The sequence below is a fragment of the Brevibacillus sp. NPDC003359 genome (genome assembly GCF_042878995.1).
Classification (GTDB): domain Bacteria; phylum Bacillota; class Bacilli; order Brevibacillales; family Brevibacillaceae; genus Brevibacillus.
In genome coordinates this window covers 93,262-106,950 of the sequence record NZ_JBIAOR010000003.1, presented here as the reverse complement: position 1 = coordinate 106,950, position 13,689 = coordinate 93,262, and the positions used below count along the sequence as shown (strand labels likewise).

10 protein-coding genes are annotated in these 13,689 nt (G+C 48.3%); 2 read left to right on the top strand and 8 right to left on the bottom strand.

The window, feature by feature from the left end; all coding sequences use genetic code 11:
• Positions 1-55 precede the first annotated feature (55 nt).
• The 3 genes from ACFYU8_RS12275 to ACFYU8_RS12265 all read right to left on the bottom strand — a co-directional run bounded on the left by ACFYU8_RS12275 (position 56) and on the right by ACFYU8_RS12265 (position 3,351).
• Complete coding sequence (locus ACFYU8_RS12275; protein ID WP_390298888.1) at positions 56-505, bottom strand: J domain-containing protein; 450 nt, start codon at positions 503-505, stop codon at positions 56-58.
• Positions 506-606: 101 nt separating this feature from the next.
• A complete protein-coding gene (locus ACFYU8_RS12270; protein ID WP_390298885.1) occupies positions 607-1,032 on the bottom strand; it encodes a membrane-associated protease 1 in 426 nt (141 codons plus the stop codon).
• Between the two features lie 150 nt (positions 1,033-1,182).
• Positions 1,183-3,351, bottom strand: a complete 2,169-nt coding sequence (locus ACFYU8_RS12265; protein WP_390298882.1) for a transcriptional regulator — start codon at positions 3,349-3,351, stop codon at positions 1,183-1,185.
• Positions 3,352-3,901: 550 nt separating this feature from the next.
• Here ACFYU8_RS12265 and ACFYU8_RS12260 point away from each other — a divergent pair.
• Positions 3,902-5,941 carry a VWA domain-containing protein gene (locus ACFYU8_RS12260; protein ID WP_390298879.1) on the top strand — a complete coding sequence of 680 codons (2,040 nt, stop codon included), beginning with the start codon at positions 3,902-3,904 and terminating at the stop codon, positions 5,939-5,941.
• On the opposite strand, the gene ACFYU8_RS12255 is transcribed toward ACFYU8_RS12260, so the two are convergent.
• The 3 genes from ACFYU8_RS12255 to ACFYU8_RS12245 all read right to left on the bottom strand — a co-directional run bounded on the left by ACFYU8_RS12255 (position 5,922) and on the right by ACFYU8_RS12245 (position 8,944).
• On the bottom strand, positions 5,922-6,848 hold the full coding sequence (locus tag ACFYU8_RS12255; RefSeq protein WP_390298877.1) for a serine/threonine protein kinase: 927 nt from the start codon (positions 6,846-6,848) through the stop codon (positions 5,922-5,924). The two genes, ACFYU8_RS12260 and ACFYU8_RS12255, sit on opposite strands and share 20 nt — an antisense overlap.
• Before the next feature lie 72 nt (positions 6,849-6,920).
• The gene (locus ACFYU8_RS12250) at positions 6,921-7,709 is read right to left on the bottom strand and encodes an isocitrate lyase/PEP mutase family protein (protein WP_390298875.1); all 789 of its coding nucleotides are present in this window, start codon (positions 7,707-7,709) and stop codon (positions 6,921-6,923) included.
• Positions 7,710-7,723: 14 nt separating this feature from the next.
• Positions 7,724-8,944, bottom strand: a complete 1,221-nt coding sequence (locus ACFYU8_RS12245; protein ID WP_390298872.1) for an MDR family MFS transporter — start codon at positions 8,942-8,944, stop codon at positions 7,724-7,726.
• Positions 8,945-9,092: 148 nt separating this feature from the next.
• Between ACFYU8_RS12245 and ACFYU8_RS12240 the strand changes: the two genes are divergently transcribed.
• Positions 9,093-10,946 (top strand): SgrR family transcriptional regulator, encoded by a 1,854-nt coding sequence (locus ACFYU8_RS12240; protein ID WP_390298869.1) that lies wholly within the window; start codon positions 9,093-9,095, stop codon positions 10,944-10,946.
• 302 nt (positions 10,947-11,248) lie between these two features.
• Here ACFYU8_RS12240 and nagA read toward each other — a convergent pair whose 3' ends face one another.
• Positions 11,249-12,418, bottom strand: coding sequence for an N-acetylglucosamine-6-phosphate deacetylase (nagA, locus tag ACFYU8_RS12235; RefSeq protein ID WP_390298866.1), 1,170 nt, complete (start codon positions 12,416-12,418; stop codon positions 11,249-11,251).
• Between the two features lie 40 nt (positions 12,419-12,458).
• Positions 12,459-13,544 carry an NAD(P)H-dependent flavin oxidoreductase gene (locus ACFYU8_RS12230; RefSeq protein WP_390298862.1) on the bottom strand — a complete coding sequence of 362 codons (1,086 nt, stop codon included), beginning with the start codon at positions 13,542-13,544 and terminating at the stop codon, positions 12,459-12,461.
• Positions 13,545-13,689: the final 145 nt, after the last annotated feature.

Sequence of the window (13,689 nt, the reverse complement as noted above, 5' to 3'; positions counted from 1 at the left end):
TTGCTACTACCTCTATGTCATGAAAGAGCTGTCATCCAAGCCCGAGTTTTCCATCTTATTTTTTCTTCATGCGGAAAAACTGTTCAAACATATCCGTCGTATCCAGGGGGTTTTTTTTGCTGGACTTCATGCTGTCATTCATCTCGCCTGTCTTCGGATTAAATCCAAAAAATCGTTCAAAGGTGCTTCCCAAATCTTCGAAGTTCACACCTGGTGCAGACTGTCCTTGCTGTTGTTTGGTTTGTCCTTGTCTCGTACTGCTTGTATGGCTGGTTTGTTGCTTCTTCTGCTGAAAAGCTTCGTAACGTGCATCGTATGCTTCGCGCAATGCCGGGTCCTGCAATGTCTGATAGGCCTCGGTAATTTCTTTAAAGATTCGTTCTGACTCACTGCTCCCGGCATTGACATCCGGATGATGCTGCTTTGCCAATTGACGGTATGCTTTTTTGATGTCATTCGCGGAAGCTTGTTTGGTTAGCCCCAGAATCTCGTAATAATTTTTCATGCGCGCACCCTCTGTCTGGCAATGATTTGTTTATTTTGTAGAGCCGTACCTCGAACACGGCTTTCGAGGTACGGCTCTTCCTACCTTACTTCTCTCAAAACCTAAACAGCGTAGCCGCCTTCGATTTTGGTGAGTTCGGTTTTGTCTTTCTTTTGCTTGATGAAGATGCTGAATGTTCCTACACCCTCGGTATCACCGAAGCTCTCGTTGTAATCCACTACGAATGCGTTCGGGAAGTGGATTTTGCGGATCACTTGATCAGCAGCGATTACTTCGAGTGTCACTTTGCGGTAGCAATCCGCTTTTTCTGCTGGTACCAAAGACCAGAGAGCCAGCTTCATGGTGTCATCCGCACTGTCACCGTCTGTTGCCGTGATGATTTTGCCAGACAGTTTCAGTGTTGCACCCACATCTGTGGAGCGCGCGTTGGAATCGTCTGGCGTGTCAGTGTCGTACTTCACTGTCTGAATGTTGTCCATGCCCAGCTCAATTGTTTCAGAACCTTCTACTTTGAGTCGAAAACCCATGAATAAAACCTCCTTGAAATGAATTCTTGCTCTCGAATTACCTGATTGGCTTCGAGGCTTATGTGTAAGGGTGCGTTTTGGAAAACACACCTCTAACCACCTGCGTAATGAGTCAAAAAGTTTCATAAACAGCTCTCCAGAGGGCGGGGGCTATGCTTTGACCGGAGTCGTTCCTTTGGTGATGGTGACCTCCAGGTTTTTCACATTGCCGTTGAACACCAGATCGATATGGCACAGATTGCTCTTGTCATCGATGATGTAACTCATGTCATCACCATCGTGAATGATCGAGTTCACGAAACCGCGCGTTCCGAGCCATTTGCTTTTTTGGCTGCTCGGATTGTTACTGAAGAACTTCACGATATTGTCGTGTTTGAAATCGCCAGTCTGGAAGCGGAGAATCCGCTCGATATAGGTGCTGACCAGTGTTTTGTAGATCGAATCAAAGCCGTCCTCTGCCATAGCGAGGCTGCGTGCCTTGTACACCGTAATTCGCTTGATATCTTTGCCTTGGATTTGTGCATTTTCCGAAGAGAAGACGAATCCAAAGTTTTTGCGGTTGATGGAATCTTTGATGTTATTCGTGAAGCCGGAGATTTCTTTGGCCATTGTAGTGACAGCGCGCAGTCCATTTTCACCTGCTTCGATGTCAAAGCGCACACCCGGATATTCGCGGCTAACCACTTTGAATGCTTCGCGCAAGTATTCCGGACATTGGTAAGCTGCTACAACACCTGCGGCTACATAGCTCGCACCGACATAGACTCCCTCGATCCACAGCTTCAGGATGTCTTCTTTTTCCTGGGACAGCTTCACGCCGTCTTCGGTTTGCAGCATTCTGCTGTCGATGACAACTCCTGATTTGTCTTTCGGAATAATCGTGAAGTTCGGAATGCTAGGGATCGCGAATTCACTGAATTCTTTGCGCACCAAGATTCCGCACTTGTCGATGTATTTATCAATGCCCGCAGTCGCCATGCTGTTGAAGGTCGTTTCTTCACCTGTACTGAAGCTGAAGAACACTTGTACCTTGAAGTCTTTGACGACCTGGAGCAGCATGGTGAGCGATTCCATCGTATTGCCGTCTTGCTTGACAACCTTTTCGTTACCACGGAAACGCTCGCGGGTCACTGTTGCTTTTCCGGCGGAATCCATATCAACAGATGGAACGATTCCGAACCAGATTGTATCCGTGAAGTCGTTTTTCGCGTTGACTGTGTTCAGGTATGTCTCCAAGCGCGGAATGTTGCTGGATTTCACGAGCATGTCGAGCTTCGTGTTTGTGATCAGCATCCCAGGCTGCATGCCTTTGTTTTTGGTCACATACTGATCGAAGAACATCTTCACGCCCAAGATTTTCTCAACCAAAGGCTTCACCGTTTTTACGAAGTCGTCCTTGGCGTTTTTGTAGAACTCCAGATACGTATTGTAGTTCTGTACTTCTGTCTCAATGTTGACTTCGGTATGTACCGTCGGCAGCGGGCAGAAGGTACGCACTACGAGATCTTTTACATAGGAGGATGGCGTCTCTGTAATCGACTCGTAATCCTCTTCGAAAACGTTCATCAGTCCGTTTCCGCTGTTTTCATCGAGAACCATCAGCTCACGGCTGTCACTCTTCGGTGCCTCGATAATCTTCAGTTCACCGTCTTCCCCAATCGTCAGCATCCCGATCTGAATCGCTTCGGATTGGTTCTCCTCTTGTGCGCCGCCCAAGAGCAGTCGTGTTTTGATATCTTCAATCGCCAACGGCAGCATCGCCATGACGTTGTTGTAGTTTTTGCTGGCATCCTCAAACATCGTGTTCAGCTTGTCACCGAGATCGAGCTTCTTCGGATCGCCATCATCGAGCTTTTCGTAATGGCCGTACAAGTAGTGAATCTCTTTGCGCACCTGACGGATGTCATCCATCACTTTTTTCGGGGAAATCATATCGAGCAAATTCTCGAATTTGAAATCCACGTTGGTGATCCCTTGGCTGCGCTTGGTGTCGATCAGGGTAAACAGCATTTTCAAGAAGTCGTTGCTCTGGTCGATCTTGATCTCGGAAATCGCATCCTCTGCAATTCCATCAGGCTTTTTCAATGTGTACATGACCTTTTGGTTCGCTGCATTGTAGAACGAATACACGCTCGGAGAGAACTTGTCCAAAAACTCATCGAAGCTGCGTACGAGAAGATGCTCGTTAATCTCTTTGATCTTGTCGTCACTGAGACTGTCGATGCCTTTTACATCTCCAACAATGGTGATCAGGTCCAATTTTTCCGGGTTGATCTCTTCGAACAGCATGGTTCGGTTGGTCTGGTTAATAATGTCCATAAATGGCCCCTTTCTGTTGTCTGCATAACCACTTAGTCCTACTTAAAAGATGATGAGTCCTACTTCTCAAATAAAGATACAATTCGTGACATTTATACCAAAAACAAACAAAAAATCTTGCCTCTAAATTAAACGTAGCCCGCATTATTTGTCAACATTCCGCAGATTGCGACAAATTTCCTATGCCTAGATGACCATTACCAGTATTTAGACCCATTTTATGCCACGAATCTTCCTTTTCTTGGATTTGCGTTTTATGCTGAAGACACCGAGTCTCCTTTCCTAGTTCTTCGAAAAAATAGTGATGGGCCTTGCCTTGTCCACTCTCTTACTAGGAAAGAAGCACAAGGACTGATAGATCATTCTCCCTAGTTGCCGCTGGGGAGCCATATGCATTCACCTCATATTTACATAAATGTCTGTAATTAACTTTTATATACATCGGCAATAGGAAACCGATCTTTTATACGAAGAAACATTTATAGGTAAATCGTCCCATTTTAGTAAGTCATGAACTTTTTTAAAATTTTTTTCAGAAAAAGGTGAATGTATGTACAAAAATCGTCAGTCAACCCTCTTTCTACCGCCACTTTTTCGAATGGTGGTCATCGGACTGCTCCTCCCCATGCTCTTCTTGTCCGCTCCCCTTTCTGCGGGGGCAAATGGAACAGCAGATGCGGGAATAGACGCGGTCTTTGTCATTGATACAAGTAATTCCATGAACAAAACCGACCCTGTCAAAACAGCCGCAGAGGTCATGAGCATGTTTATTGACATGAGTGAAGCCACTCAAACCCGCATTGGCTTTGTCGCTTATAATGATCGGATTGTACAAGCTCAATCTCCAGCGAGCATGGCCGAAGCAAGAGATCGGGAACAGCTCAAGCGAACGATTCAAGGTTTGCGATACTCCGGGTATTCCGATTTGGGGCTTGGTTTGCGCAGAGGGGCAGAGATGATTGAAAAAGCAAAGGACCCGGCTCGCAAGCCATTTTTGATCCTTCTGTCAGACGGAGGAACAGACTTACGGCAAAGTGCGAGCGGCAGGAGTATAGCAGCCTCCAACAGGGACGTGGAGACAGCTATCTCGAAAGCAAAAGCGCAAGACTATCCGATCTATACGATTGGCCTCAATAGCGATGGCTCCGTTCAAAAGGAACAATTGAAAAAAATCGCCGAGGCAACAGGCGGGACTTCCTTCGTCACACAAAGCACGGATGATCTGCCCGAGATCTTCAATCAGATTTTTGCCAAGCATATTCAATCGCAGCTCGTATCGGTGGCGGCCATGACAGCTACCGGGGGCTTGCAGGAAGTGACCGTGACCATTCCTAACGCCAGCATGCAGGAAGCGAATATCATCCTGTTGTCCAACAATCCGCTACTAGAATCGCAAGTGTACTATCAATCGCAAAATGTTCATTTTATGAAATCAAAAAAATATTCGCTGATGAAAATAGAAAAGCCGAAGAAGGGGAACTATCTCGTAAAATTTCGTGGCAAACCCGGGGATTTGGTGAAAATCAATTTGTTGGGGAATTACAGTTTGACGGCTGGTGTCGAGGTCAAGCCTGAACCTGTTATCAAGGGGAATCCTGCCACGTTTACTACCTATCTCCACCATCTGGAGGGGGGCAAACGACTGGATGACAAGGATGTGTACGCATCCATGCAAGCAGAATTGATCGTAAACGATCTCGCGGGGAAAAAAGAAGAAAAGATCCCGATGAAGAACCTTGGCGATAGTTTTACAGTCGACTACGTCTTCCCTCACACGGGCAAGTATGAGTGGAGAATTTTTATGAACGGCCCGGACTTTTATCGTGAGACGGCTACGAGCGTTTTTGATATGACGAATATCGCGCCAGTTGCTGCCTCGGTAAATACCTTGACGATCGAGAAGGAAAACGGCGAGCAGGCTATCGATTTAGGCTCGTTCTTCACGGATGCCAATAACGACAAGCTGACCTATACAATCGTCACCACTGATCCGGACGAAAGATTTGTCGCTACGATCCAAGACGCAGCTCTGAAGCTGTCACCAGAGAAAAGCGGTACATCCGAAATCACCATCACCGCCACGGATGCGGAAGGAGCAAGCGTAACAGGCCCACTCGTCATTACCGTGCACTCAGTATGGGATCGCTACATCACCATCGGCATGATTGTACTGCTCGTAGCAGCAATTGGCTACGGCGTTTACCTGCTTACACGTCCCAAGCCTGCCTTTGCAGGTCGTATTGAGGGATATTTCCTGCACACGGCAAGCGGCAACGACATCCCTGTCAAGTTTTGGCCTCTCGCCTCCTTTGGCAAGAAACAGCGGATCACGTTGCAGGAGTTGTTCACCAGTTTGGATGTGAATGAGCATTTGCCCGAAGCTCAGAAAATTTACTTCCAGCCAGGAAAAAATCAGACGCTTCTCTTGGTCAATCATAGTCATTGCACAGTTGAGCGGGGCAAGGAAGCCATGCCCCGACATAAAAAGCTCGTCCTCCAATACAACGACAAGGTGTATGTTACCTTCGAGGATCGGATGACTGAGATCGAAATTCGCTTTAAGAAATCGTCTAGTGAGGAAGCTTCCTAAGAGAGAAGCGCGTCTTCCCCTTCCATAGCAGATGCTCTGCACGAATCGCTGTCGCAAACAGCTTGAGTGTGGGGCATCTTTTTTTGGAATCGACAGCCAATCCCCACATAATGACATTCGCCAGTAGCAGCGGAACCTCAGGATTGATCGTTCGAAGCGATGGCAAGTGATCCTCAATGACTCTTGCCGCCACATCAATTGGGCGCTCTTTGGTCAGACAGTAATACAGCGTGGCAGCCAGGCTGTAAATATCCGAGACTACTCCTTGCTTGGATTGACCCGAGTAAAACTCAAGCGGTGAATATCCTTCTGTGGTCACAATCGGCCTGGGTTCATCACTCACGAAGTAGATCGCAGAGCCAAAATCGATCAGCACAGGCTGGCCATCTTCAGTGACCAAGATGTTCTTGGGCTTGATATCGCGGTGAATGATGCCTTTTTTGTGCAAGTAGTCTAATCCGTCAAACAACGGAAGTATCGTCTGATGCAGAAATGCCCCCACATCAAGCTCGGCCTGGGCGAATACATACTCATCGAACGTCTTCCCTTTGCAATAGTCCACGACGAGATAACCTGTGCCATTTTCAGCAAAATGGTCGATGTATCCGATGATATTTGCATGATTCAGTTCTTTGTGCAGGGATGCTTCCTGCCAAAAGCTTTCTAGTAGCATCTCGAATTTGCTTTTTAATGACGGCATGCGGCAAATAACCTTTACGTGATCCAAATCTCGCATCGCCAATGATTGAGGGAAAAACTCTTTGAGAATGAGAATCCGCTTGCTTTTCATATGGTAGACCACATACACATTCGACAACTCACTTGTGGAAATGGTCTTCTTGATTCGATAGGCTTTTTGCAGGATCGTGCCTTTTCTTAGACCTCTTTCTCGTTCTACCTGCCTCATGACAATTGCCCCCTATCTTTCCTCTCAAAAATGATAACGAAAGATGGGGGATTCTGGCAATACAGTTTCGATTTATAGAGATTCTATGGATTTTGCCTCATAGAGTGACATACTGTTTTTCGAGGCAATCAGGTATGCAGCACTTTTGCTGGTATATGCGGCTATGTGGTCATAGAAATCGTTGCCGATGCTGAATCGTTTCACACCCAGCTCCGCCAGCTTATTCGTATCTGTCAGATTCGGGCGTGACAAGACATTCAGCGGTGCTGGCACTTGTTGTACAATGCTACTTATCTCTTCTTCCGCATGTAGACCGGGGACAAATATGCCACTTGCACCGCTTTCCACATATGCTTTTCCTCGCGAAATCGTTTCCTCGAAAGGATCATCCTTCCGAAAATAAGTATCGATTCGCGCATTGATATAAAACCCCTGAAAACCTCGGTTGTCCAAAGCGACTCTCATTTTTTGCAGGAGGGCTGCCTGCTCTTGTATCTCTTTTAACCCCGGCTTGGTTTTAAAAGAATCCTCGATGTTGATGCCAGCAACGCCCAAGTCAGCCGTTCGCAACACATTTTCCACGATGGTATCAGCGTCTTCACTGTAGCCTGCTTCGATATCTGCTGAAACCGGGATGTGGACGTGGTCTACGATCATTTTGATAATCGCCAGATGGAGAGCAAAATCGATCTTTTCCCCATCTGCGAACCCAAGAGACGCCGCGATTCCCCAACTCGTCGTACCAATTGCTTGAAAGCCGCTTTTCTCCAGAGATCGCGCCGAGAGTACATCCCAGGCATTCCCTAAAAACAAAAGATCGTCCGTGTGATGCAGCGCGTTGAATTTTTGAATGTTGTTCATTTTAGCACCCCTATTCAAATGATAACTTGTGAGGATTTTTCACAGCTTTTTGTTTGATGTTGCCGCTGCTCCCATAAGTACTGACCGCGCTGATAGAACGGAAGCGCGATAAAGGTCAACAACATGAGGATGGAGAAAATGAGCGGCCCTTGTCCAAAGCCGAGTACCTGGAGCAACACCCCGCCGATCCACGCACAAACACTCTGTCCAAGGAAAGCAAAGCCGCTGGCGCCGTAATACGCTCCACGTAAATGCTGGGGAGCAATCTCTCCGATCAGGATATCTCCGACGACAAAGCACAAGATTTCGCCGATCGTAAACACCACCATCGACACGGAGAGCCAAAACAAATCCGTAAATAGCCCGAAACCGAACAGCCCCACCCCAAACAATAGACAGCCCAGCTTCAACGCAGTCATCGAGGAGTATCGCTTCATAAACTTGGCGAGCGGATATTGAAGCGCCAAAACAGAGATGGTATTCACTACAAATAAAAAGGAATACGCCTCTATTCGATCATGCCCAATGTATTGGGAGAGTGTTGTGTCCAGATGCGAGTAGGCACCAGCGACGAACAAATTCCCGAGCAACAAGTAAAGAAACACTTTGTCCGTAAAAACGATGCGTGCCATCTGATTCATGGTGACCGGTTCAGCAGTTACATCCTTCTTCAGCTGTTCCTTGAACATGACCATAAATACCACCAATACAACTGCGTACACGGCAAAAATGATGGCCGTGACGAGGAACGGCAACAAGGATGTGCTCCCTGCACCCAGTTGCAAGCCGATTAACGGACCGATTGCTCCACCCAGGTTGATCGCGAAATACCTGGCGTTGAAAACAGCTGCCCGCTGATCATCCGGCGTGACATCCGCCAGCAGGGCGCGGGCTGTCGGTTCAAATACGTTTCGAAAAAGACCGTTGCAAGCACTTAAAACAAAAAACATCCACGTCTCCGTCGCGAAAACGTATCCGATCAAGACGATGCTCCAAGCTCCCATCGCAGTGATCATCACTGGATATCTGCCCAATCGGTCTGACAGTGCTCCCCCAGCAAAGCTGCTAATCGTCCCAACCAGCAAACTGAGTGCCAGGATCGAGCCTACTATCGCCGGATCAATTCCTTTTACCTTTCCTAAATAAATGCCCAAGAACGGAAGCGTCATAAAGAAGCCTGTGCGTGACAGAAATGTTCCGATAATGACACCCCATGCCACCGGATGAAATCTCATTCTCCCCATCTCTCTTTCCCATTCCCGTTTGTTATCTCTCGTGTTATCTTCAGTATATGGAACTTGAAAAGGGGTAAAAAGTGTTCGATTTGATTGAATCCTGTCACCTTTTCGAGCATGCATTTTTATCTGAGAAATGGGGGCCTGCATGGTTACCGTTCTACATTTTTTAGAGCTTCGTTCGTTTTTTCAACAAGAAGACATCGGGAAGCCGTTCCCTGTCACCATCGAAAAATTGGCTGGGATTTGGCATTGTACGCCCCGCTACGCCAAGCTGATTGTCCATAAACTAGCGGAGCTGAATTGGATCGAATGGAAGGCTGGACGTGGGCGAGGGAATGCCTCGGTCATGACGCTTCATGCGGATTCCGATGAGATCCTCCTCACCGAGGTCAAGCTGCAAATAGACAAGGGCGACGTCAAAGAAGCGATGGAGCTCATGAATCGCTACGGCAAAGCAGCCGTCAAAGACCAGATCATGGATTGGCTCTCAGAAGGAATGGGCTTCTCCAGCCATTCGGTATCGAACCGTTCCCAAGATATCATGCGCTTTCCGGTGTACCGCACGATTGTAACGCTGGACCCTGGCCTGGTTTACTACCACTTCGATGCACATCTGGCGGGACAAATTTTCAATACACTCGTCCATTATGATCTGAATAGTCGTTCGATTTTACCTTCCATCGCGCACTCATGGGAAAACAATTCAGATGCCACAGAATGGACCTTTTATTTGAAAAAGAACGTGCTTTTTCATCACGGACGGGAACTGACTGCACATGATGTCGTTTTTTCCTTGAATCGGCTTCGCTTGCATCCAGACAAGTATGAAGCAAGCTGGATGTTTCGTGATATTGAACATCTCATAGCCATTGACGACAGAACCGTGCGCATCCTGCTAAAAGAATCAAATTACTTGTTACTGCGGCTGTTGGCGACGATTCCTGCAAGCATTGTTCCCGAGGAAATCGTGCGAAATGATGAGGGAGTCTTCGGAGAAAAGCCAATTGGTACGGGGCCATTTCAACTGGTCCGTCTTGACGAGGGGATCTGTATTCTAGAGGCATTTCCTGGCCATTTTTTGGGAAGACCTCAACTAGATCGTGTGGAAATCTTGATCTTCCCCGAGTTGGACATGGGTCGCTTAAAAGAACCAAACTGGGCGTCTGTCATGGTGTCACACGGTGTCCAGACGAAAGCACAAGCATTAAAAGAAGCCGTCATCCGGGACGCTCAGGATTGGTGTGATTTGGAGGCGTTTTTTTCCTGCTGTAGTTTGCTCGTCTTTAACCAATGGAAAATCGGCCCGCACAATCACCTCAAATTCCGTCAGGCGCTTGATCAGCTGATCGATCGGGATCAAATGATTGCTGATTTGGGTGGAGATCGTATTTATCCGGCAAAAGGATTCCGAACGTATCACCCTGTTTTAAGGGAAGTGAGAGCAAGAGAGAACGAGCAGCTCTGCCATGCTGAAATCATGTCCCTGCTACAGGAAAGTGGCTATCAGGGAGAAACGTTGCGTCTCGTGACGACACCCTACCATAGAGAAGACGCGCTTTGGATTCAAGATCGATGCAGTTCTTACGGCATTCACATGGAAGTCGATGTGAGAGACCCGTCCGAATTCGCGAATCGCGATTGTTTACCCGAACATGACTGTCAGTTGTTCGGAAATGTGTTCAGCAGTGATCAAATAAGCGAGTTGGAGATGTACTTGCAAAAAAATTACTTTCTCCCGGCATTCGATGAAGCATTGGTTCGGGCGATCAATAAGGAGATTTGTTTGACTTTGCAGGAGCCTGACAGGCTTGCGCGGGAACACCATCTCGCCAAGATCGAGGTGATGATCAAGGAAAACTATGCTGTCTTGTATCTGGTTCAGAAAAAGACGCTTACGTTCTTTCATAAGTCATTGCGAGGTGTATCGATCAACTCCTCGGGGTGGCTGGACTTTCATAAAATCTGGTTTCAGCCGGAGGCTTTGCAGCAGCAGTTGTAACGAGAGGCGCGGTTGTGGTGGAGGAAGAAGGTCATTATGAAAGCTCTCCCTGAGTTGACGATCATGAACGGTGTAAACCAGGCGGAAGACAAAAGCTGTACGGAAGTCCTGTCACATGTTTGGAAGGAGACCGCCCGAACGAAGTGAGGATATAGGCGACTGGAAAACATGTGGCAGGGCTTCGCCCCGACCACTACGGCTAGAAGAAATCCCTCTTTGAAATGTAACTGAATGAAGTTACTATCCCTTACGCAAAAAAGCAATCCAAGAACGACCTTGGACTGCTTTTTTCTATTAAGAAACTACTTCGACTGGTGATACACTTCTTTCCCCGCAACGAAAGTCATCGTCACGTCAAATTGTTCATTCAATACCGTAATATCCGCATCATACCCTGCCGCCAGACGTCCTTTACGTTCTCCAAAGCCAAGAATGCTTGCCGGTGTCAGGGAAGCCATTTCCACTGCATCTGGCAAAGAGACACCGCTTAGCGTCACCATATTTCCGACTGCCCGATTCAGCGTCAGGATGCTTCCAGCAAGTGTTCCATCTGCGAGCTTCGCCTGATTGTCGTGGACGTGAACCTCTTGTCCACCAAGGTCGTAGGTCCCTTCACCCATCGCAGCTGCTCGCATGGAATCGCTGACGAGCGCGAGACGTTCTGCCGTTTTGACCCGATACAGAATCTTCATGACTGCTGGATGCACATGGATGCCATCTGCGATCAGCTCAGTGCTCAACTGCTCATGGTACATCGCAGCACCAACTACGCCCGGCTCCCGATGATGCAACCCTGTCATGGCATTGAAGCAGTGCGTAAAATGGCGCACGCCTGCATCTACTGCGTCCGTCGCTTGGGCAAACGTAGCTCCTGTATGTCCAGCAGATACGATGACATCTCGATCTTTTAACCAAGCAATCGCTTCAAGTGCTTCCGGTTGCTCAGGTGCAATCGTCACGACCTTGATCAGACCTTCTGACAGCCCGTATAGCTTTTGCACCGCATCGAGCTTAGGTATCGCGATGTTTTCTTCCTTTTGCGCTCCCTTGTAACGAGGATTGATCCACGGGCCTTCCAGATGGATGCCGATCGCTTGTGCTCCCGGAAGACCTTTTCTGCTGTGATGTGCGATGTTTACCAGCACTTGCTCCAATTGATCATAAGGAGCTGTCATCGTCGTCGCCAAAAAAGACGTCACCCCATGCCGCGCGAGTGCGGTCGAGATGGCCTGCAGTGATTCCGGTGTCCCATCCATCGTGTCGTATCCGTCAATCCCATGCATGTGCATATCCACGAATCCAGGGCAAATCCAGCCATCCTCAACCGTAACCACATGATCTGGCAATGCTTTTCCATACTCTTCAGCCTTGCCAGCATAGGTGATCGTTCCACTTACCACGACTACGAGACCATTATTCAATTCCTGTCCATCTGCGACAAGGTTCCCCTTGAGAGCGTATTCCTGGTTCAATTTGATTTCCTCCATCTTTGGCGTGGCTTTCGTAGCGCGCTTAATCTACTTGGGGTTGCCCCAGATTGCTGCAAATTCTCGTCGTCTCCGCTGCCAGCTTTTCAACGAGCTCACTCGCGCTGATTTCCTGGCTGAGTGGAGCAGCCTGCCCCGCCCACATCGACATGTACGCACTTTGTTGCTGCTTGCCCGCTGCGGCTCGAATGTCTTTCGTCAGGGCATTTTGTACCGGATAAGTCGGGAGCTCGTGATCAAGTGGGGCGAGTGTTGTCATGAACTCATTTTGAATGCCCCTTGCCCATTTTCCAGAGAAAGCACGTGTCATCACGATGGACTCTTCGCTCGTTTCTAGAATGGTTTTCTTGTGCAGGGCATGTGCTCCGCTCTCCTTGCACGTCAGAAAAGCCGTTCCTAGCTGTGCCGCCTGTGCCCCGAGCGCAAGTGCTGCTGCGATCCCTCGCCCATCCATGATCCCGCCAGCCGCGATAACGGGAATCTTGACCCGATCCACGATTTGCGGGACGAGCGCCATTGTCCCAATCATATTGCTTGGTGAATCCGGCAAAAAGGAACCACGATGCCCGCCTGCTTCGCTGCCTTGGGCGGCAATCATATCGACTCCGCTCGCTTCCAATGCAATCGCTTCGCGAACGGTCGTCGCTGTTCCAATGACAGTGATTCCCCGCTGCTTCAACTCTGCCATCAGGCGATGATCCAGAACTCCAAAGGTAAAGCTGAAAACGGCAGGCTGTTCCTCCAAGACGACAGCCATCTGCTCGGCAAACGGCTCTGTAAATTGCGTCACCTGCGGGTTGTGCGGGATGCCCAATCGATCTCGCGCATCATTCATTGCCTGCGCAACTCCTTCTGCGATCGGTTGATTGGCATCGAAATCTTCCGGGATAAACAGATTCACTCCAATTGGTTTGTCTGTTAACTCACGAATGGACTTGATCGCCTCACGAATCTGCTCAGGAGACATATAGGCCGCACCGAGCGTTCCGAGTCCCCCTGCTTCTGAGACAGCAGCTACCAATGCAGGCGTGGTCGCCCCCCCTGCCATTGGCGCCTGTATAATCGGCCATTTCAAATGTAAACGCGAAGTGATAGAATTATTTGTCCACATGTTGATTTCCACTCCTCATCTTATCATTGTTCAAAAAGTTGACTTTTCAGCACCGAGAAAATGGCGAGAACCGAACGAAGGAGGAGCGGAGTGTAGGGAATCTACATGAGCACCGGACTTCGAAGGTGAACGCCATTTTCGACGT

Bases quoted from the DNA above. Each gene is read 5' to 3' on its own strand.
- ACFYU8_RS12275 (WP_390298888.1), bottom strand. From the start codon at position 505: ATGAAAAATTATTACGAGATTCTGGGGCTAACCAAACAAGCTTCCGCG.
- ACFYU8_RS12270 (WP_390298885.1), bottom strand. From the start codon at position 1,032: ATGGGTTTTCGACTCAAAGTAGAAGGTTCTGAAACAATTGAGCTGGGC.
- ACFYU8_RS12265 (WP_390298882.1), bottom strand. From the start codon at position 3,351: ATGGACATTATTAACCAGACCAACCGAACCATGCTGTTCGAAGAGATC.
- ACFYU8_RS12260 (WP_390298879.1), top strand. From the start codon at position 3,902: ATGTACAAAAATCGTCAGTCAACCCTCTTTCTACCGCCACTTTTTCGA.
- ACFYU8_RS12255 (WP_390298877.1), bottom strand. From the start codon at position 6,848: ATGAGGCAGGTAGAACGAGAAAGAGGTCTAAGAAAAGGCACGATCCTG.
- ACFYU8_RS12250 (WP_390298875.1), bottom strand. From the start codon at position 7,709: ATGAACAACATTCAAAAATTCAACGCGCTGCATCACACGGACGATCTT.
- ACFYU8_RS12245 (WP_390298872.1), bottom strand. From the start codon at position 8,944: ATGAGATTTCATCCGGTGGCATGGGGTGTCATTATCGGAACATTTCTG.
- ACFYU8_RS12240 (WP_390298869.1), top strand. From the start codon at position 9,093: ATGGTTACCGTTCTACATTTTTTAGAGCTTCGTTCGTTTTTTCAACAA.
- ACFYU8_RS12230 (WP_390298862.1), bottom strand. From the start codon at position 13,544: ATGTGGACAAATAATTCTATCACTTCGCGTTTACATTTGAAATGGCCG.